The organism is Candidatus Vicinibacter affinis (assembly GCA_016714365.1).
Lineage (GTDB): Bacteria > Bacteroidota > Bacteroidia > Chitinophagales > Saprospiraceae > Vicinibacter > Vicinibacter affinis.
In genome coordinates this window covers 1,507,944-1,529,399 of record JADJNH010000005.1, presented here as the reverse complement: position 1 = coordinate 1,529,399, position 21,456 = coordinate 1,507,944, and the positions used below count along the sequence as shown (strand labels likewise).

Here is a 21,456-nt window from a genome sequence, read left to right as displayed (position 1 = left end):
AGTAGGTTTGAATTAGTTTCTTAAAATTTCCAAATGGTGTTTCGTCCTGAAGGTTAGCTGAATTGAATATGGTATAACCAATCCAAACTAACTTAAAAGCCTCTACTTAATTTCTTCTACTTCAAACAGCTGGTACATAAGCCGATTCACATCTGTTTTATTCAGCCTTAATTTACCTCGGATCTCGATGGGTTCTGAAGTGTATTGGATGGGTTTTTTGGAAGCAACTTCCAAAACGGTTTCAGGACCTGCTTGACCACAAAAAAAACAACTGCTGTAAGGGAACGCTGAGAATACAAATTCTTTGTGACTTTTATAACCGTCGGTTGGAATGATATAGCCCTTCAAAAAAATTTCCTTACCTTCCAAAGCCTTCACCTCAGGACTAAAAACCGGCTTGTCTACCTTTATTCCAAGCAATTCATCATATTCCTTCTTATAGGCTACCTTTCCTATAATGGGCCAGTAATTTTTATTCTCCTGTGCATGGAGCAAAATGCCATAGCCAAAAAGCAAAGTCACGAAAACAAATCTTAAAATAAAAGAATAAGTCAAAATGTTCCAATTAAATTTACACGAAATTAGGACATTTAAATTTTATATCAGACCTTAATCATATTTATTGAACGGTTTAACAAAATATTAATCCTTGAAATCATTCAGAACTAATTTTCCGGAACTTAAGTTGGGTTTATCCATCAGCCATACGGACTCAATTCTTTGCATGGGCTCTTGTTTTGCTGAGAAAATTTTCCATAAATTAAATTTCTTTCAATTTGATGCTTTGGAGAGCCCTTTTGGTATCAGTTTCAATCCTATTGTTTTAGCAAATCAACTTGATAAAATTATAGAAAATAAAAGATACTCTGAACATGATTTATACTTCCATGATGAACTGTATCACTCCTTTGACCATCACAGTAATTTTTCTCATACGGATGCTAATATTTGCATAAACAAGATTAATGAATACATTTCACAAGCCCATACATTTTTTATTAAGTCAAATTATCTGATCATTACTTTTGGTTCTGCACATTTCTACAGATTAAAATCAAACAATGACATCGTTTCCAACTGCCATAAAGTACCCCAGAATGAATTTATTAAATCGATGTCAACAACCCAGGAAATTGTAGATACATGGAGCAAAACGATTGAAAAATTAAAGGATTCCCTGCCAAATATAAAAATTATCTTCAGCATAAGCCCTGTCCGATACCTAAGAGATGGATTCATTGAAAATAACCGAAGTAAAGCCAGCCTGATTCTGGCAATAGCCAGTCTTACAGAAATGTATCAGCATGTACATTATTTTCCTGCATACGAAATATTTATGGATGATCTAAGGGATTACCGCTTTACAAAAAATGATAGAGTGCATCCATCTGATGAAGCCTTTGATTACATTTGGGATTATTTTGAGGATGGTTTTTTATTAAATGAAACCATGACAATTAACTCAGAAATTGAATCTTTACAATTACAAATTGGCCACCGTCCTATACACCCGGAAAGTCCATCTCACATTGAATTATTGAAGAAAATAGAAATCGAAAAAAAAATACTTGCCTTAAAATTCCCTCAGGTGAAATTTAATTGGTTTTAGGTCAAAAAAAATTATAAATTTAAGTCTTGTTCTTTCTGACGCTGTTCTTCATCCTCCATTCGTTGTTGGATGGTACGATCAAACAAGTCTTTTGAAAAGAAATATTCTTTTGGACGATCGTCTTCACTCCAAGAAGGCTTCTCAACACGCTCATCATGTTCTCTAAAATCTCTAAATACAAAAGCAGTCCAAAGTCCTGCCAATGCTCCAAAAATATGACTTTCAAATGATACCTTTTCATCAATGGGCAAAAAACCAGCGGTATAACTCCCATACATAACTGTCATTATGATCATTAAAACAATTGACTTAGCGTTTCTCCGGAAAATTCCAGAAAAAAATACAAATGCAATCAAACCATAAACCAGCCCGCTGGCACCAAGATGAGAATTACTTCTGGCAAACATGAACACTGCAAATCCGGTAATAATCCAGATCATAAAATATACTGCCCAACCGATACTTCGGTAAAAAAAGAATATCATGGTAAGACTCACAAACAACGGAGTAAGGTTACTGAGTAAATGATTCCAACTCGCATGTATGTAATGACCTGTAAACACACCATACCACTGTGAAGGGTCCCTGGGATAAATACTCCAACTAAATTTATCAGCCGGAACTAATTCAAAGAATAAATGAATTAAGGATATAAACAAACAAATACAAAAAGCAATTAACAGACTATTTATAAAATGCCCTCTTTGTACATTATAATTTACGGTCATAAATACCTTCTCTGCACCAATTTAATAAATGAATCAACAAATTTTTCTTTATCCGGTTTATCCCAATGATAAACGGGAATTACCTTTTCGCATAAAAGTCTGCGAGCTTCCTCAAAACTTCCACAGATGTTTAGATCATTTAATGTCTGATCAAAAGCATTCTTGTCTCCGCAAAAAAGTTCGTTCTGAGCTAAAATTCGCTCATTTAATCCCATTCCCGAACGAATATCCTTAATGGGCACTAACTCCAACTTTTCAGAAAGAGCTGAAACTTTCAAATGATCAAACAATTGTTCATATTGATTCTCCTTCAATACAGGCTTTGGACTTTGTGCAGGAGGTGTTTCAATTTTACTTATTGGGGAATGACTGGCTTCTGGCAAATTTATCTCCACTGTATGGGGAGTTTGATCTAAAGTCTTTGATGGGCTATCCAGAGGCTTTATTTCCTCTGCCAGAACTTCTTTTGCCAGTTCCTTTGGAGTAGCTGATGGACCAGGAGCTTGAATTTTGTTTCCAAGCATTTTTTCAAATTCAGCCGCGCCGATGACATCTGACTCCTCTTCTGTTTTGACCTTTAGCACCTGGGAATAAATCCTTCGAAGGTAATCTAACATCAACTCCTTTTCAGACTGACTGAGCGCATCATTTCCCTCATAAAGATTGATTATTTGATCCAATTTCAATAAGAGCTTTTTTATGTTTTGAACTTCCATAGCTTTAACTTTTAGTAACTAACGTGTGTTAGTGGGTCTTATTTTTAAATTTACAGCAGAATAAGAGGTAAAATTAAGCTTTGAAAGAAATTAACCCATTATATTTTTATATTTTAAATATGAAAATATCAGATATTTGAGCCCATATGTTTTTAGAACCGGGATTTAAATCACAACGAAGCGGCTGGATAGAAGTTATCTGCGGGTCCATGTTTAGCGGAAAAACGGAGGAATTAATTCGCCGTTTGAAGAGAGCAAGAATCGCAAATCAAAAGGTTGAAATATTTAAACCTAGCAAGGATACAAGGTATGATGACAGGGAAGTAGTTTCACATGATGAAAACACACTTTTGTCATTTCCAATTAGCTTTTCTTACGAAATCCTCCAACTAAAACCTGAAACTGAAGTTGTTGGAGTTGATGAGGCGCAGTTTTTTGACATGGATTTGGCTATTCATTGTCAGGCTCTTGCATTAAAAGGAATCAGGGTAATTGTAGCTGGATTGGATATGGATTTTAAAGGGCTGCCTTTTGGTCCAATGCCAAATTTACTGGCCGTTGCAGAATACATCACAAAAGTGCACGCAATTTGTCCACATTGCGGAAACCTTGCCACTCACTCTTACAGGTTGAGCTACGAAAAAGAAACTATAATTTTAGGTGAAAAGGATAAGTATGAACCCCGATGCAGGACCTGCTTTGGGATGGGTAATATTTTGACATTCAGGTAAATTTGATAATTAATCATCGATTATTTCACTGCTCTTTTTATAATTTTATTTTTAGTAAGGGCGCATTTTTTTTCATCATACTAGTAATGTGAACTTTAAATATAGTGTTTTATTATACTATGTTATTTTGCCAATTTTAGTCTAACCCTTGGCATAAATTTTGCCCTCTTAGGTCGATCACAATAAGACCGAATGAACCGACTACTTCAGATTACGCTATTTTGGCTATGCTTAGTCATGGGCAAAACTACATCTCAAATTTCTGGTCTTGTCTTCCGGGACTACAACTCAAATGGCCAAAGGGATTCCACCTCAGTTTATTATGAGCCTGGTGTTAAAGGAGTTGAAGTTAGGATTACAGATCGTTTTGATCATGCAATAGATGCAGTGACCAATGAAAAGGGAAATTTTACTTTGAATCCACTTATTACACCTCCCTATCGTCTTGAATTTAACCCTACTAAGGCATATGACTTTGATGGGCCAATAAGCCCTTCCGGTCCTGGGTCTTCCTCATCTGTTCAATTTATTTACAAAAACAACGATTTTATTTACTTTGGAATTAACTACCCACAGGAATATTGTTTCTTACCAAAATTAGTTACTCCATGTTATGTCATTGGGGATCCTATTGCTCCAAATTCCACTTTTGGTAATTATGAAGCATTGGTAAATTGGGATCTACTAAATGGAGGGACTAGTTATCCAGGAATTGTGCCTATAGCCCAGGGAGGTTCGGCCCCAAACATGGAAAAATTGGCAAGTGCAAAAGATATTGGGTCTTGCTGGGGAACTGTTTATTCAAGAAATTCTGATATAATTTTTACATCTGCAGTTTTGAAAAGACATGCCGGAATCGGGCCTGAAGGTTATGGAGGCTTATATATCATAAGAACCAAGCCACAAATGCAGATTTCATCCTTAGATTTGAACAAGATTGGTGTACCTAGCGGTGGTTTCCCAAATAATACGGAAAGGAAACTTCCTGTTGCATTTCCACCCATCTCCGCAGACTCCTTGGCATTTAGTCAAATAGGAAAAATTTCATACGGTGGCATTGACCTGAGTGAAGATGGGAAAACACTTTACATTATAAGCCTTTACACAAGAAAACTATATTCTGTCTTTGTAGGTAATCCATATACAGTACCCAATGCAACCAATGTAGATTCTTTTGACATACCAGACCCTGGATGTAATAATGGTAATTTCAGGCCTTGGGCGTTACGCCAGCATAGGGGAAAGTTATATATTGGAGTAGTTTGTGACGGTGCCCTTTCAGGATCGACTACAAATGACCTGACCTCCACCGTTTACGAATTCAACCCTCAGTCCAGAAGCTTTAAAAGCATTCTCAATTTTAGTTTTAATTATCCTGCATTCGGCAATAAAAAAAGCTTTTTTGGATGGAGAGATGAATGGGATCCGAATTGTATAGAAAGTTCTATTGGCTTTTGTGATTACCCGCAACCCATCCTCAGTGATATAGAATTTGATGGGGACGACCACATGATTCTTGGGATTATGGATCGATACAGCCTTCAAGGAGGGGTGAACCAAAAAAATACCAACGGGACTGGTGCATATTCAATCATTCCATCAGGAGATATCCTAAGGGCAAGCTACAACCCACTAATGGATAAATTCACCTTAGAAAACAATGCAAGTGATGGAGTGAATCAAACTGATGGAAGAAATACCGGATTTGGTCCTGGAGGTGGAGAATTCTATCATGGTGAATTTCCTTTGTATGAACAAGGGGTTAAAATAGGTCAGGAAGCTGCAAGTGGAGCACTTGCAGAATGCCCAGGTTATGGGGATGTTGTTACAACAGCAACTGACCCAAATGGATTCTTCACAAATGGAGTTATACACCTCAACAATAAAAAAGGTCACTGGACCAAAAGATATCAGGTAATTCCACCCGATTTTACGCTGTTTGTAGGAAAATCAAACGCACTTGGAGATCTCAAAATATCCAGTCCTCCAGCACCAATTGAAATAGGCAATTATGTATGGAAAGACCTAAACGGAAATGGAATTCAGGATCCAATAGAACCACCAATAGCAGGTGTCACGATTCAGCTGGTTAAAGATAATGTGGTGATTGCTTCCGCAATTTCAAATAAAAGAGGAAATTATTTATTTTCTAATGGACCTGTTCCCATAGTAAATGATCATCCTAATTCATTCAAATATAATATTAAGGAATTAACCAATGACTCAACGTATATATTAAGAATTCCGGATTATACCAGTCAATCCAAAATTGGTGTTGCCATCCAAGGGCAAAACCCAAGTAGTTACCTTCCTAAAATTGATAATAATGCCACCAATGTAGTTGGTTCAGATATTGATTTTGAAATCATGACTGATTTAGATGGGCACAATGATCATTCCTATGATTTTGGTTTTTATGCGGATAGTGAAGGCTCGGTTTTTGATCCTGTAATTACTGTCGGATCTTGTAATGGAATCACAAATGGATTTGACCTCACTATAGAAGTAGATGTTGTGAACAGTCCTGTTGGAGATATTATGGTGGAATTATCCACCGGTGAAAAGAAAAGAGTTCCAGCAATCCCGGATGGTAAATTAAAATTTACTTTATATAATCTTCAGACATCTGGAATAAAAGATGTAGGTATAAAAATATATTTTGTCAATGATACCAGCATAGTATTCGAAACAAGCAATGCTTTTGACCAACCGGATCCATGTTGCAATTTACAACTTAATCTTTGCACCAATCGTGATGCCTTGGTTGAACTAGTTGCGGTTCCAGGTTTAGTGCATTATTCATGGTATGATTCTACTACCCAAACACTATTGGGAAATCTGCCTACTTTAATACTGGATAAAAAGTCAAAAGGATTAGAAGATAACCATGAATCATATTACTTTGTTGGTATAAATGCGCATGGAGATACCATAAGACAATATTGCTTCTATAATCTGGATGTTATTGAATGCTGTAATCTGACTGTTAATACATTTTTTCAGACAAACTGCAACAATAATAATACTATCTATGATCCATCAGATGATTGGTTTGCAATTTTGATAAATGCCGAAAATGATGAGGCTGGACCAACAAACAGGTTCGAAGTTGTATTAAATGGAATGGTCCTTGAGACTTCTCCATACGGAACTGCTGTTGTTGTGGGTGACGGGATAAATCAAAATTTTAAAGCGGATGGCGCCACAACCTACAAAGTCTTAATTAGAGATGCAGACAATCACCAATGTCTGGATTCAATTTTTACAACTCCTTCTGCATGTCCGATTCCCAAAATTTCAGTTACAAAAGTTCTTCAATCCAATCAAATTCAATCCGATGCGTCTTATGCAATTGTATATCACCTACAGGTCAAGAATACAGGAACCGAAACGGGAACCTATACGTTAATTGATGATCCACATTTTGATGATGATGCTAAAGTCTTAACCACCTTTTATACAAGCGATATTCCTAACCGCGGTGGAAGTGCTCTATTGGGGTCCGGCCCTTGGACACTTATCTCTAATCAGAGCATAGCTCCCGGAGTAGTGCATAATATTTACTTTCATATAAATTTGAAGCTAGATTTTAGCCCAGGATCTACAGGTGATAATAAATATACCAAGTGTGGAAGTTCAAGTTCAACACATTTTAGCTCCGGGGAAGGATTGTTCAATAGGGCATTACTTGATTTTGACGCTAATGGAAGTATTGACGCCATTGATACAAGCTGCACTGATATTCCCTACATTACGATTGACAAAGAATTAATAAGCAGTACACAAACAGGTATTAAAACTTATACATTGCAATACCAACTTTTGGTAAAAAACTTAGGCGGTGCCAATGGAATATATAACTTAATTGACAGACCTGGATTTGACGATGACATCAATATTACCTCAGCAGAATTCACCTCAAATTCGGGTTTGAGTGGAATGCTCAGCAATGTCGTTCCACTGAATGGTTGGATAATCGCAACTGCACAGACCATTGCACCATTTCAAACAGATAGTTTTTTGGTTAAAATCAATATTAATATGGATTTTAATCAAGGTACATTTGGCAACAATTTCTATACCCCCTGCGGACAAATCAATCCATTGATACCCCGTGTTGGAGAAGGCATTTTTAATGTGGCTTCTGTTGATCTAAATAATGACTTTAAGCCGGAAAAGAGAGATACTACCTGCGGAGATTTGTCCCAAATCACACACAAAAAATCAATACTTTCAAAAAATTATTTAACCGATGGCGCTTTGGATATTTTATATCTGATCAGGGTCGTCAATTCAGGAGGGAAATCGGGAATCTATAGTTTAATAGATAGACCAAGCCCAGATGAGGATCTGATTAATCAAAGTGCTTCATTCAAAATAAATTCAGGAGCATTTCAAATTCTGTCCACAAATCCGGGGAATAATGGATGGACACTTGCTTCAAATCGAAGTTTAAATGCCTATGGTGTCGACAGTTTTTTTGTTAAGTTACAGTACCAAATTGACCTTACCTCAACAAGTCCGGGTGACAAAATTTATCAGTTTTGTCGGGAAGATGCGAATGGACAATTTAAAGAAAAAAATGGTTTGTTTAATGAATCACAATTAGAAATTACTCAAGACAATGTTATCGACCAAAAAGATACAGCATGTACTGATTTTGAATTTTACGATATAGCACTAAGGAAAACATGTCTGGCTTCAGTTCCAGTCAGAAACAAAGAATTAGTTGCTTTCAGAATTGCTGTATATAATCAGGGAAGTCAAATAGCACGTAAGATTTCTATCACAGATTACCTTTCAAAAGCCTTTGACTTTGATCCGTTTTATAATTCTGGCTGGGTTGAAATTAACGACAGTACTTATTCCTATGTTATTGATTCCATCAATGCCGGAGATTCAATAAATATTGATATTTTGGTTAGAACCAATTACCATTTAAGGCAAAAATCCTTATCTATAAATAGTGCGGAAATATCTTCTTTTCTGGATAAATCATTTCAAGAAACAAGAGACTATGACTCAACTCCAGACCAGAATAGAAATAATGATAATACAGTTTTGCCTGGTTCAAATTATGATGACTTGATCTATGGAAGGAGGAAAATCAATCCAACTGAAGATGAAGACGATCATGATATTGCGGAAGTTCCTTTCTTAGACTTAGCTTTAACAAAAACGGTAATTTCATTACCACCTTATAAATACTACGACACGGTTAGTTTTAGGATAGCGGTTTATAATCAAGGAAATGTTGTGGCTAAAAAAATTGATCTGGTTGATTACATTCCTTCAGGATACTCTTTTGACCAATTTTATAACCCAAATTGGACTTTGCAAGGAAATAAAGCTTACTATCGGTATTTTGGTGACCTCAATCCTGCGGATTCGCTAATTCAGAACATTGTACTAAAAATATTGCCAACAAATAGTTCCAAAAACTGGATTAATGAAGCAGAAGTTTCGGGGATTTCAGTATTTTCTATTCATAACCTAAATATCTCTCAGGATGACTTTGACAGCTATTCTGATGAAATTCTTGGGAATGATCCAGGGGGAAGGGTACACACCTCCTCAGATGACCAAATTTCAGATGACGGTTTTGATACGGACGGCGATGGCATACTGGATGAAGATGATCATGACCCGGCAGTAATAAATATTTGGGACCTCGCACTGACTAAGAAAATTATATCACCAAAACCCCATTACCCTGGAGATAATATTCAATTTGAAATAAGTATATATAATCAGGGAACGGATACTTTGGGGCAAATTACTGTAGTTGATTATATTCCAATTGGTTTCGAATTTGATCCTAATGTTAATCCAGGTTGGTTAAAATCCGGTAAATATACATTTAGAACATTACAGGTACATGTAGCCCCGGACTCCAGTTTTAGATTTCCAATAACATTAAAACTTAAGCACGGAAACAGGCCAATTACGGACTGGATAAATTATGCGGAAATTAGTGAATCCTATAATTCAAGAGGACTAAATACTACAGGATTTGACATAGACAGTAAAGAAATGTCTGACCAACAATTTGAAAGAGCAGTACTTCCTGGTAGTATCTCAGATAACAATATTTCCTCGACAGATATCTTTGGTGAAGAAGATGATCATGATCCGGACATGCCCGCCATCTTTGATTTGGCACTCAGGAAGTACTTAAGTCCGGAAAAAATATTTCACTATGGAGATACCGCAGAATTTATCATATCTGTTCATAACCAGGGAGTGATTCCTTGCAAACAATTCCTGATTACAGATTACATCCCTTCAGGATATAACTGGGTTCCACAAAATAATTGGAGCTATATTTCAGCCCCTCGACATGGCAAATTTCAATGGAACGGACTTTTACTTTCTGGTGACAGTGTCCAAATACATTTAAAACTTCTGATAAAATCCATTTATTCAGGTGGACTTGATTTATTAAATCTGGCTGAATTAACTTCTGCAACAGATACCAGCGGAACCATTTACATCAAGGACATTGATTCCTACTATGATGCAGATCCTTTAAATGATTCAGGTGGCAAGGTAAATACCCTGTCAGATAATTTTATTGAGGATGATGGTTTCGATACAGACCGGGATAACATTCAAGATGAGGATGACCATGATCCTGCTTTAACGCCAATCGTTGACTTTGCACTGAGAAAGGAAATTCTAAATCCGGACAAAGGCAATTACGGAGATACAATTGAATTCAAAATCACAGTGTTCAATCAGGGAAATATTAATGCTAATACGATCGACATTAAAGATTATTTAAATAAAGGGTATTCATTTTCTGCAAATTTGAATCCTGGTTGGCAATTAAATGGAGTAAATCCAGTGTATTCTTTCAAGAATTTTTTTCCACCTGGACAAAAAATGGAAACGACACTTAAGTTGATTGTAGAATCGGATACATCCATTGCAAGTTTTTACAACTGGGCCGAAATAACTGGTTCTACGGATTTGAATGGCTCGCAGATTGGACATAAAGATGCGGACAGTAATCCTGCATCTGACAATTCCAATGAAAGAAAAGTTATACCGGGGGATGTGAATGATGACAACATTTTTGGAGGTGGACCTTTGGTCAATGAAGATGAAGATGACCATGATGTTGCAGGTTTAAATTCTAAAGCGAGTATAGGAGACATGGTATGGCATGACAAAAATGCAAACGGCATAATGGATTTAGGCGAAGAAGGAATTGAGGGTATCTCAGTTCAACTATATTCGTCACCTGGAAATATATTTATCCGTGCTACAAAAACTAACAAGTCCGGCAAGTATCTTTTTGATCAAGTGAATCCGGGTAAATACTACCTTAAGTTTATTGTTAATAATCCATGGAGTATTACCGACCCAAACAAAACCAATGATACTTTGGACTCAGATGTTGGAAATTTCAATGGCGTTGCAACAACAGAGACCACTATGCTTATGGGTGGAGAAAATGACAAAAGTTGGGATTTAGGATTATATAAATGTATTCCTATATCAGGATATGTCTTTTTTGATGTTAATCAAAATGGATTTTTTGATCTGGCGGAGAATGGCATCAATGGTTTAAAAGTGTATGCTCATGATGCAACTACCGGCCAAATGGTTTCGTCTACAAAAACTTTTGTAAGTGATGGTAAAATTTATCATGACGGATATTTCTATTTCTGTCTCAAACCCGGAAGTTACTATTTTAGACTTCAGGCGCTTGATGGTTTCATGATATCTCCGTATCGCCAGGGAACTGATCCAAACTTGGATTCTGACTTAACCAACCAATTTGGGCCTTTTACGACAGGTATTTACTCCGGTATTTCTTGTGACACTATTAAGAGTATAGGTGGCGGAGTGTACCACCCATTATTTAAATTGCAATCCAATAATGATACAAGAATAAATTCTGAATACGAAATCAACAGTCGGTCCGGTTATTCAGAAAACTTAATACTTCAGGGACAACAATTAAGTGTCAGAAACATTCTGCGTTGGACAAAAACCAGCAAAAGTTGTTTGCGTTATTTGGAAATTCTTCGAAAGGAAAGAGAAAAAGATGAATTTGAAAGTATTGGGTTCGTTAAATTGGATACCTCAGAACTCAATATTCTACCATGTCTGCAAGAATGGGTAGATCTAAATGCTATTCAGCCTTTAGTGTATGAATATAAATTAATTGGCATAGACATGGATTTCAATGTATTGACAAGTAATACCATAACCATCGGGAATGAATTTGATCCATTTGGTAAAGAGTATGGATTTGATTTACATCCAAATCCGGCAAAAGAAAACATTTTTATATACTCCACAAAATGGAATGATCCAATATTAGGTTATCAGGTGTTGGATATTTTTGGGACAATTGTAAAAAAGTCAAATCCTTTAAATATGGATTCCAATGGAAAACCTATTGAAATTCCATTAGATGATTTACCTAAGGGACAATATTTTATAAAGGCATATTTTAGAAACGCTACAAAAGTCAGAGGATTTCAACTGTATTAATGGGAATGAAATACAAGATTTAGAAATTAATCAAACATTTAAGTCTTGTATTTTATTCTTTTTATCCTTTTGCCATCTTCATCAAACCACAATTCATCTTTGGCTTCTGGGTCTCCATGATAATTGAAGGTAATTTCTTCCCCTACCTGTATGTCTTTGATTGAATAGATATCAATGGATTGGTTATCCAGATCCAGAATAAAATTTGCGTTTGGTTGGTATGAATGGTTGTATAAAGAGCCATATCCAAGGGCAATTGCCGCGGCTTCATCTTCTTCACCCCAAATAAAATAATAATCATGGAGTTCTGTTTCATGGATAGCATCTACTTCACCCTTAGGAATGACAAGGACAGGACAAATTTCAATCAAGGAACCGGAAGAAATAAATTCTGCCGTAAAGACTCCCCGCCCAATGGTTCCTGAGTTGCTTATAAATAGACCTGGAATTCTCTGCATCTTAACTGGCCTTATGAACAAATTGTAAAATTACTACCTTTGTTCTTCATATTACCAAAGATGCAACACGTAAAGCTTTTTTCAGGAACCCAATCAATGTATCTCGCCAGTCAAATTTCTGACCATTATGGATTTCCTCTTGGAGACATGAACATTCAGAAATTTTCAGATGGAGAAATGCAACCGGTTATAAATGAGTCCGTAAGAGGCACATTTTCCTTCTTCATACAATCTACTTTTGCCCCATCAGACAACCTTCTGGAGTTGTTGTTGATGATCGATGCAGCCAAAAGAGCTTCCGCAGACTATATTACTGCGGTCATTCCTTATTTTGGATATGCCAGGCAGGACCGAAAAGATAAGCCTAGGGTTCCAATTTCATCAAAACTTATCGCAAATCTAATTCAAGCTGCCGGAGCCAACAGAATCATGACCATGGACCTACATGCTGATCAGATTCAGGGCTTTTTTGACATCCCTGTGGATCATCTAAAATCTGAAGCGATATTCATGCCCTTTCTGGAAAATACCAATATGGAAAATGTCATTTTTTCCTGTGCTGATGTGGGTGGGGTTAAAAGAGCCAGAAATTATGCTAAATATTTTCAGAAAGACCTAGTTATCTGTGACAAATACCGTAAAAAGGCTAATGAAGTTGAAGGAATTACGGTCATAGGTGACCCTAAAGGGAAAGAAGTATACTTGATCGATGATATTGTAGATACTGCCGGGACTTTGTCCAAGGCTGCCGATGCCCTAATTGCCAAAGGAGCCACCAAGGTAAAAGCAATTTGCACCCACCCGGTCTTATCCGGCAAAGCTTATGAGGTCATTATGAATTCCTCCATAGACGAGCTTATTGTCTCTGACACGCTGCCCTTACGGAAGGAAATTCCAAAAATCACCGTCCTGTCTTCCGCAAAATTATTTGCAAGGGCCATTCGAAATACCCATGAGCACAGATCAATTACTGCATTATTTATGGATAAAAGCTAAATTTTTACCATTTTATTGAGTTTCTTGCTATCTTTGCGCTCCTTTTAAAGAATTTTTAAACTGAAGATTCATGAAATCAGTCGTTATCAACGGTCAAGAAAGAAGTAAAATAGGTAAAGAGGCCGCCAAATCTTACCGTAAAGAAGGCCTTGTACCATGTGTTCTGTATTCCAAAGAAGAGAATATACAGTTCAATGCAACCAATGCAGATCTGAAATCCTTGATTTACAATCCGGATTTTAAATATGCGGACATTGTGCTAGGCGGAAAAACCCATCGATGTATATTAAAGGAAATACAATGGCACCCCGTTACTGATGCGGTTGTGCATATAGATTTCTTAAAATTGGTTCCGGGAACTTCTATTAAAGTTGAACTCCCTCTCAGGCTGAAAGGTGCCGCTGCAGGTGTGAAATCTGGGGGTAAAATGGTTCAAAGGATGCGAATGATTAAAATAAAAACGGTTCCTGAACACTTGGTCTCAGAACTTTTTGTCGACATCACTACCTTGGATTTGGGTCAAACCATGAGAATCAGGGACATTTCCCCTGAAAAGGGTATTGAAATTATCACTCCGGCTGCCACCCCAATTGTGTCAATAGAGATTCCAAGGGCATTAAAAACTACTGAAGCTGCGACACCAGCTAAAAAGTAATTAACTCTTCTTTTATCCTAATTTGGAAATTAGGTTAAACCAAAATATACGGATGCCAGATGGTGTCCGTTTTTTTTTGATCTATCAATTTGATTGTACGGTTTTCTCTTTCTTCCAATACAGTTTAATCGACAAACGGCAACCCAAAGGTTAGAATTTAAGCATTAATTTTGTGTCTCTGATTTACCTAGAAACCCGGGTCTAATGATTTTCTAGCCGAACTACTAAAAGGGTAACTCCCGACTTTACAATAGGCTCCGTTGTTATATGAACAAAATTGGCCAACAGACATATCAAATAGTTGATCTACTTACAATAATGTCAAGAAAAACTACACTTAGGTTAATTGATGGAATCGTAAATCAAGGCAATCGCCTCAAACCTTACATAAGAATTCTATCTTCCTCCTGCCCTATTATTTCTTTTTTCTCTAAGCGTTTTGATGACTTCCATATTAAACTCTTTCTCAACCTCCTCAAGCCTGATCAATTTTCTTTCAGGCAACAATTGCTTAAATTTTCCGTAATAATCCCTTTTTAACTGCAGTTCTTTTTCTTGCATTGCCAATTGATCATCAACAGAATTTCTGGAATCCATTTGATCGGATCCTTTGCCTTTTCTTAAATCCCTGTTCTCTCTTCTGACCTCCAATCTCTTTTTAGCATATTCATTATAAACTGGCCAAAACTTGATTGATTCATCGGAACTTAAATCCAATTTATTTGTAATATAAGCAATTCTTTGGGCTTCAAGCTTTTCCCTGAACCTCTCCTTTTTACTAAAATCATCAGCACTGTTTACCTGAGCAAAAATCACATTGGCGTTCACAAGCAAACCAAACATAATTACAATCACACTTCTCATAATATTTATATTTATTGATAAAATTCAATCATTTCTTCTAAATCATTACCGCCTAAATCGAAGTTAACATCCATTAAATCCAAATCCCCATCTTCCAACAAATTTGCTAAACTTTCAGAATCAATACTTTCGGCATTTTCAAATGCATATTCCAACAATACTTCTTCATCAATTTTACTAAGATCATATTTGATACTGGCTTGATTATTTTGGAAGTTAATTACTACAATAGAAACAGCCATTACAAACATCGCGGCAACCGCATAAATCCAACTACTTTTAAAAATATTTCGAGTTGACTTTTTTATTGATAATTTTTCATCATGGCTTATTCGATCCAAAACCTTGTCTGACAATTCCTTAAAATAGCCTTCCGGGAGTAAGAATTTCGTCTTATTGTCAACTGGTAGAACCTCACTAATCTTTACTTTATCTAAAATCAACTCCGGTAGTTTTGCAAAATAATCATCCGGACAAATTTTAACATCCTTTTTTGGTAAATTTGTTGCGGCAAAACCAAATTCATTTATTTTTTCATTTCTGATTAAAAATTCATCAAAATAATGATCTGGCACTATAAATCCTCCCTTGCCCTTTAATGGAAGCAAGAATTCAGGTTCATATTTTATATTATCTTCCATTTATTCAAAAAGTTAAAAGCTATCTTCTTTAGATTTAACATATTCTTCAATTTTCTTTACAGCATGATGAAATGAAGCTTTTAAAGCCCCCTCTGAAGTATCTAATATTTCTGCAATTTCTTTATACGTCATCACTTCATAATACCTCATCTGAAAGACTTGCCTTTGCTTGTCAGGTAATGTTAAGACCGCAGCTTCCAACCTTAGACTGATTTCATCTCCATCAAAATAAGGATCCGATTTCAAGGCCAAAATCGCTGGATGTTCACTCTGATCTTCAAGATTGTCGTGCTTCCACTTCTTGTTTCTCTCAATAAAACTAAGGGTTTCATTGGTAGCGATTCTATACAACCAGGTAAAAAGGCTGCTTTTCTGTTCAAATTGCTCAATGTTACGATAAACCTTGATGAAGGTATTTTGCAGAACGTCATCTGCATCGTCATGATTCAACACCATCCTTCTGATGTTCCAGTACAGTTTTTCCTGATATTTCTCCATCAGGGCTCTAAAACCCTTCTCCAGACTCCCGGAGTTTTTAATTAAACCCAGTATTATTTCATCATCTGCATGTTTCAAAAGAATCGATTTATATGTTAGATAATTAATTGTTCAATTGGTTTAATCCAAGATTTCAATTTCGTTGATTTTATCAAGATGAAGGAAGGTTCTTCCATCTTTCAGATCAAACATTGGTTTGAATTTAGCATTAAATACAAAGCTATTGTGATCAAATGAATGTATACTTTTGATCGTCCTGCCTGTACCTTCGTCATAAGCACTGACCAATAAAATGAATTCAAAGTTGAGGTTCATGAATTCTTCCTTTGAAAAGTTTTTCAACTCACTCTCTTCATTTAAGGGGTGAACCAAGGTCCAACTGAGTGGAAACATAGCTATTTTTTTAATTTCAAGTGGTAGTGTTCTGACAACCCGGATGTTTGATTGTTCCGGGATGTAGGCTACAATTAAGTTTGCTTCAATATCCAGCAAGTCGTACTGGTTTTCATTGGCAATTCTAACCTGTACAGATTTTATTTCCTTATAAGGGGCAAAAAGAAGCTTGTTTGAAGCGATTATATGCTTTCCGGGAATGGAGAATTTAGAATATACCAAGCCTGTGAAAATTGCAAAAGTCAATAATCCAGACAATGCCTCTACGCCGGCTAAAAAACTCGCCCCAAAACCAATTGGATGAAGGCCGCCATATCCTACAGTAGTAAACGATTGAACTGAAAAGAAATAACATTGTAAAAACAATGACCAGTCTGGCCCTGGGCTAATGCCATTGATTTGCTCCGGTCCTAATAAGAAATAAGCACCTGCAAAAAAAAAGTTGATCAGGCAATAAAAAACAAATATCAATAATAGAAATACAGGCCAGGTTAAATTAATCAGTTCATGAAACCAAGAATGTGTTTTTTTACCCACTCGAACTATGTTGAATCTCCCATTAGGTAAAATCATTCTACCAAATTGTGCACTGTAGGATTTGCCAAAACCAGAATCTTCAGCATTTTTGAGATTCCCGTTATCTTGATTAGCTTTGTTAATCATAAAATAAATTAAGCTCAAAGATATGGCATGGATCTGCAGGCTGTTACTCCATTTATTGGGTTGGAAGACAATTGGGTTTGAAAAACTGCCTTCTCTAAAGAAGTACATCATCATAGTTGCGCCCCATACTTCTAATTGGGATTTTCCCTTAGGACTGATGGTTCGAAAGGCTTGTGGTCTGGACAAGGTCAAATACCTGGGAAAATCGAGCCTGTTCAGATTCCCCCTCGGGATAATATTTAGAGCCTTAGGAGGATACCCGGTGGAAAGAAATAAATCGACAAATCTGGTACAGTCATATGTAGATGTATTCAATGCTCATGAAGAATTCGCAATTGTCATGGCACCTGAAGGCACTAGAAAGAAGGTTGAACACTTTAAAACGGGATTTTACTTTATCGCCAAAGGTGCCGGAGTTCCAATAATTCCATGTCAATTTGACTTTGGCACCCATGAGGTAAAATTCCTGCAACCATTTATTCCAACGGAAGACCCACAAAAAGACATGGCTTACCTGGAATCATTGTTTAAAGGAATAAAAGGAAAAAATACTGAGTACAATTTTTAACTTATAGTCCTTTTCAAAGTCAAATACGCAATTAAATTGTCCTGGCATAATTAACATTACCTTAAAAGGTTGTCCATGAAATGGATGTTAATTTTGTCACACTAAACTCCAGGCTTATGAAATATTTGTATACATTTTTTGTTTTGGCATTTCTTGGCATTGTTACCATGTCCAATAAAGGAGGTCGGGCAGGTTCTCAGGGAATAGGAAGTACCGGTGCGCCAAAGGAAAATACAGTTTGTAAAAGTTGTCACAATGGTCCCATTGATGTAAGTCTTAAACTTCAGGTCTTCCTGAATGGAGATACTGTGGTCACGTACAAACCTGGAGAAAAGTACTTGGTGAAGGTTTCTGTAAATCATATAGGCGGAAACACACCAAAGGGGTATGGATTCCAAATGTTGGTCCTAAATGCCGCAGTAGGAGTAGATGGTCCTGACTTAAAGACTTTAAGTCCTGCCACTAAAAATGTCAAAATCAGTACCGCTTTGAACAATAGACTGTATGCAGAACACAACGGCCGTAGTGATGTCAACATTTTTGAAATTAACTGGGTTGCGCCTGCAGCAGGTTCTGGTCCTGTGAGTTTTTACGCTGCCGGGAATGGAGTTAACGCTGATAATGATCTCTCCGGTGATGGATCCGCAAAAGTTAACCTGCAATTAAACGAAGACCTTACCTCTGGAAATAATAATTTTGTTTCAGGCAGTCTAATTAGTTTCTATCCTAATCCAGCGTATGATTTGGTAAATGTAAGAGATGAAAGCGGTAGGGTTAGCAAGATTATTATCCGTGATCTCTTAGGTAAAAGTTTAAAAACAGTGCCGCTTGAAATTGGTAGAAAATGGTTCAGTGTGGCTGATTTAATAGATGGTGTTTATCTTTTACAATTTCAAACCAATTCCGGAGAAACTTTAAAGACACAAAGATTATTCAAAAAATCAATAAGACCATAGAATTTGGTTTCTTGAGTAGTTTTTCATTATCTTTTGATTTCTATTGGCATTATCGGTAAATTCACGAAATTTACCCGTATGAATACCAGACGAATAAATAAAGTTGCCATTCTTGGTTCAGGATTGATGGGTTCATCCATCGCATGCCATTTTGCGGGAGCAGGTTTTCAGGTTTTACTTCTTGATTTGGCTCATGAATCTACTGATAAAAATAAAATTGTCCGTGAAGCGCTGGATCGATGTATTAAAGCTAAACCTTCAAATATTTTCCATAAAAATTTTACTCAACGAATCACAATAGGTAACTATGATGAAGATTTAGACAAACTGGTAGATTGTGATTGGATTATGGAAGTGGTTGTAGAAAAGCTGGATGTTAAAAAATCTATTTATGAAAAAATTGAAAAACACCGTAGGGCAGGGAGCCTGATTACCTCCAATACTTCAGGCATTCCAATTCATTTATTAACAGAAGGAAGGTCGGCAGATTTCAAAGTGAATTTTTGTGGAACCCATTTCTTCAATCCCCCAAGGTATTTAAAATTACTTGAACTAATTCCTACAGTCGATACCTCTGAAGAGGTCATAACTTTTCTTCAACATTTTGGTACACGATTTCTCGGAAAAACTGTAGTGCTGTGCAAAGACACTCCAGCTTTTATAGCCAATAGAATCGGCGTGCCGGTCATGGCCAAAATATTTGAACTTGCATATGAGTTAAACCTTAACATTGGAGAAGTAGACAAACTTACCGGCCCCGCGCTGGGCAGACCCAAATCAGGCACTTTCAGGCTAACTGATTTGGTAGGTCTGGATACTGCAATGATGGTCATTCAGGGGTTGAAACAAAATTGCCCAAATGATTTGATGATTCAAGCTCTCCAGCTTCCTCCATATTTGAAATTTCTTATGGACAATAAATTTTATGGGCAAAAGTCTGGTAAGGGATTTTTTAATAAAACAGAAGAGAAAGATGAATTTGGTAAAAATGTAATTCTGGCTCTAGATCTTCAAACACACGAATACCGTCAGGAACCGAAGACAAAACTTGAAAGCATCCAGATTTCTAAGCAAATAGAAGATCTGCCTAAAAGATTGCGAGCACTGATTAAATGTAATGATGCCGGTGGCGAATTGGTACGTAAATCTTTGGGATATTTATTTGCCTATTCTGCTCAAAGGATTCCCGAGATTGCAGATCATTTTTTTTCAATAGATCTTGCCATGAAAAACGGTTTCGGTTGGGATTTGGGACCATTTGAATCATGGGATGCGGTAGGTTTTGAATCAGGAATTGAGTTGATCCACGGAGTTGGATTAACAGAACCGGATTGGGTAAAAAATATGTCTTTGCACAATGCTTCCAGTTTTTATAAACAAATCGATGGCCGATTGTCATATTGGGATTTAGCCACAGCGGAATACACAGAACTCCCCGGCCAGACTGAGAATATTCAATTAAGGCTTTTAGAAGAGAAAAAGATTGTATTTAAAAACCCTGAAATTAATTTATATGACATTGGGGATGGGGTTTTATGTTTGGAGTTCAGGAGCAAGTACAATGCTATTGGAGAGGGAATTTTAACAGGCATTCAAGAATCTATTTTGCTTGCCGAAACACAAGGATGGAAGGGCATTGTAATTGGAAATAATGCTGCCAATTTTACTGTAGGTGCAAATTTAATGTTGATAGGCATGATGGCCTTTCAACAAGATTATGATCAATTAGATATGGCGGTTCGTTTGTTCCAAAACACTTCTATGCGGTGCAGGTATTCTTCGATTCCTGTGGTGACCGCGACCCAAGGATACGTATTCGGAGGTGGAACTGAACTCCTTATGCATTGTGATGCAGCTGTATGTTCTGTAGAATCTTATATTGGATTGGTTGAAGTCGGAGTTGGATTATTACCGGGAGGAGGCGGCACAAAAGAATTTGCGCTAAGATTGTCCGATCAACTCAAGGAAGGGGAAGTTCACATTCCCCAGTTGATAGAAAAATTTAAAACAATTGCAATGGCTGCTGTGGCCACCAGTGCCTATGAGGCATTCGATTATGGATATTTACTAGCTAAAAGAGATCAGGTAAGTATCAATGGAAATAATTCAATCTTTCAAGCGAAACAAAAAGTTCTTCAATTAAATGAAAATTATATAGCTGGAACCCCTCGCAAAGATGTTATGGTATTGGGTCGTTCGGGACTTGCCGCTTTATATACTGGGGCTAATAGTCTTAAAAGAGGAAACTATGCTTCAGAACACGATATAAAGATCGCTAAGAAAATTGCATATGTTCTGTGCGGTGGAGATCTTTCCTCACCTCAAAAAGTTAGTGAACAATATTTATTAGACATCGAGAGAGAAGCTTTCCTTAGCCTTTGTTCGGAACCAAAGACATTGGAAAGAATCCAGTACATGCTTGAGAATAATAAACCGCTTAGGAATTAAAATTTTAATGCTGGGTATTCGAAA

At 36.7% G+C, this 21,456-nt stretch carries 16 protein-coding genes; 8 read left to right on the top strand and 8 right to left on the bottom strand.

Annotation, left to right across the window (positions count from 1 at the left end; all coding sequences use genetic code 11):
• Positions 1–102 precede the first annotated feature (102 nt).
• Entirely contained in the window at positions 103–540 is a 438-nt protein-coding gene (locus IPJ53_06085; protein ID MBK7798658.1) for a hypothetical protein, read from the bottom strand.
• A 109-nt stretch (positions 541–649) separates the two neighbouring features.
• Here IPJ53_06085 and IPJ53_06080 point away from each other — a divergent pair, with 109 nt between their 5' ends.
• Entirely contained in the window at positions 650–1,609 is a 960-nt protein-coding gene (locus IPJ53_06080) for a GSCFA domain-containing protein (protein MBK7798657.1), read from the top strand.
• A gap of 11 nt (positions 1,610–1,620) precedes the next feature.
• Here IPJ53_06080 and IPJ53_06075 read toward each other — a convergent pair whose 3' ends face one another.
• Positions 1,621–2,337: a rhomboid family intramembrane serine protease gene (locus IPJ53_06075; protein ID MBK7798656.1), complete on the bottom strand. Its 717-nt coding sequence runs from the start codon at positions 2,335–2,337 to the stop codon at positions 1,621–1,623.
• A complete protein-coding gene (locus IPJ53_06070; GenBank protein MBK7798655.1) occupies positions 2,334–3,053 on the bottom strand; it encodes a hypothetical protein in 720 nt (239 codons plus the stop codon). The genes IPJ53_06075 and IPJ53_06070 overlap by 4 nt, the downstream gene beginning before the upstream one ends.
• 146 nt (positions 3,054–3,199) lie before the next feature.
• Here IPJ53_06070 and IPJ53_06065 point away from each other — a divergent pair, with 146 nt between their 5' ends.
• Together IPJ53_06065 and IPJ53_06060 are read left to right on the top strand one after the other, a co-directional pair.
• Entirely contained in the window at positions 3,200–3,784 is a 585-nt protein-coding gene (locus tag IPJ53_06065; protein ID MBK7798654.1) for a thymidine kinase, read from the top strand.
• Positions 3,785–3,976: 192 nt separating this feature from the next.
• Entirely contained in the window at positions 3,977–12,292 is an 8,316-nt protein-coding gene (locus IPJ53_06060; protein ID MBK7798653.1) for a hypothetical protein, read from the top strand.
• 38 nt (positions 12,293–12,330) lie between these two features.
• Here the strand turns inward: IPJ53_06060 and IPJ53_06055 are convergent, their stop codons facing one another.
• Positions 12,331–12,750, bottom strand: coding sequence for an SET domain-containing protein-lysine N-methyltransferase (locus IPJ53_06055; protein MBK7798652.1), 420 nt, complete (start codon positions 12,748–12,750; stop codon positions 12,331–12,333).
• Positions 12,751–12,810: 60 nt separating this feature from the next.
• On the opposite strand from IPJ53_06055, the gene IPJ53_06050 reads away from it, so the two are divergent.
• The gene (locus tag IPJ53_06050) at positions 12,811–13,746 is read left to right on the top strand and encodes a ribose-phosphate pyrophosphokinase (GenBank protein ID MBK7798651.1); all 936 of its coding nucleotides are present in this window, start codon (positions 12,811–12,813) and stop codon (positions 13,744–13,746) included.
• A gap of 70 nt (positions 13,747–13,816) precedes the next feature.
• Complete coding sequence (locus IPJ53_06045; GenBank protein ID MBK7798650.1) at positions 13,817–14,401, top strand: 50S ribosomal protein L25; 585 nt, start codon at positions 13,817–13,819, stop codon at positions 14,399–14,401.
• Positions 14,402–14,797: 396 nt separating this feature from the next.
• On the opposite strand, the gene IPJ53_06040 is transcribed toward IPJ53_06045, so the two are convergent.
• The 4 genes from IPJ53_06040 to IPJ53_06025 form a co-directional block, all read right to left on the bottom strand.
• Positions 14,798–15,265, bottom strand: coding sequence for a hypothetical protein (locus IPJ53_06040; protein ID MBK7798649.1), 468 nt, complete (start codon positions 15,263–15,265; stop codon positions 14,798–14,800).
• Positions 15,266–15,276: 11 nt separating this feature from the next.
• Entirely contained in the window at positions 15,277–15,906 is a 630-nt protein-coding gene (locus IPJ53_06035) for a hypothetical protein (protein MBK7798648.1), read from the bottom strand.
• A 12-nt stretch (positions 15,907–15,918) separates the two neighbouring features.
• A complete protein-coding gene (locus IPJ53_06030; GenBank protein ID MBK7798647.1) occupies positions 15,919–16,404 on the bottom strand; it encodes an RNA polymerase sigma factor in 486 nt (161 codons plus the stop codon).
• Between the two features lie 120 nt (positions 16,405–16,524).
• Positions 16,525–17,460, bottom strand: coding sequence for a potassium channel family protein (locus tag IPJ53_06025; GenBank protein MBK7798646.1), 936 nt, complete (start codon positions 17,458–17,460; stop codon positions 16,525–16,527).
• Between the two features lie 22 nt (positions 17,461–17,482).
• Between IPJ53_06025 and IPJ53_06020 the strand changes: the two genes are divergently transcribed.
• The 3 genes from IPJ53_06020 to IPJ53_06010 all read left to right on the top strand — a co-directional run bounded on the left by IPJ53_06020 (position 17,483) and on the right by IPJ53_06010 (position 21,432).
• On the top strand, positions 17,483–18,028 hold the full coding sequence (locus IPJ53_06020; GenBank protein ID MBK7798645.1) for a 1-acyl-sn-glycerol-3-phosphate acyltransferase: 546 nt from the start codon (positions 17,483–17,485) through the stop codon (positions 18,026–18,028).
• A gap of 116 nt (positions 18,029–18,144) precedes the next feature.
• Positions 18,145–18,984 carry a T9SS type A sorting domain-containing protein gene (locus IPJ53_06015; GenBank protein MBK7798644.1) on the top strand — a complete coding sequence of 280 codons (840 nt, stop codon included), beginning with the start codon at positions 18,145–18,147 and terminating at the stop codon, positions 18,982–18,984.
• Positions 18,985–19,062: 78 nt separating this feature from the next.
• Positions 19,063–21,432 carry a 3-hydroxyacyl-CoA dehydrogenase/enoyl-CoA hydratase family protein gene (locus IPJ53_06010; protein MBK7798643.1) on the top strand — a complete coding sequence of 790 codons (2,370 nt, stop codon included), beginning with the start codon at positions 19,063–19,065 and terminating at the stop codon, positions 21,430–21,432.
• The last annotated feature ends 24 nt before the right edge of the window (positions 21,433–21,456 follow it).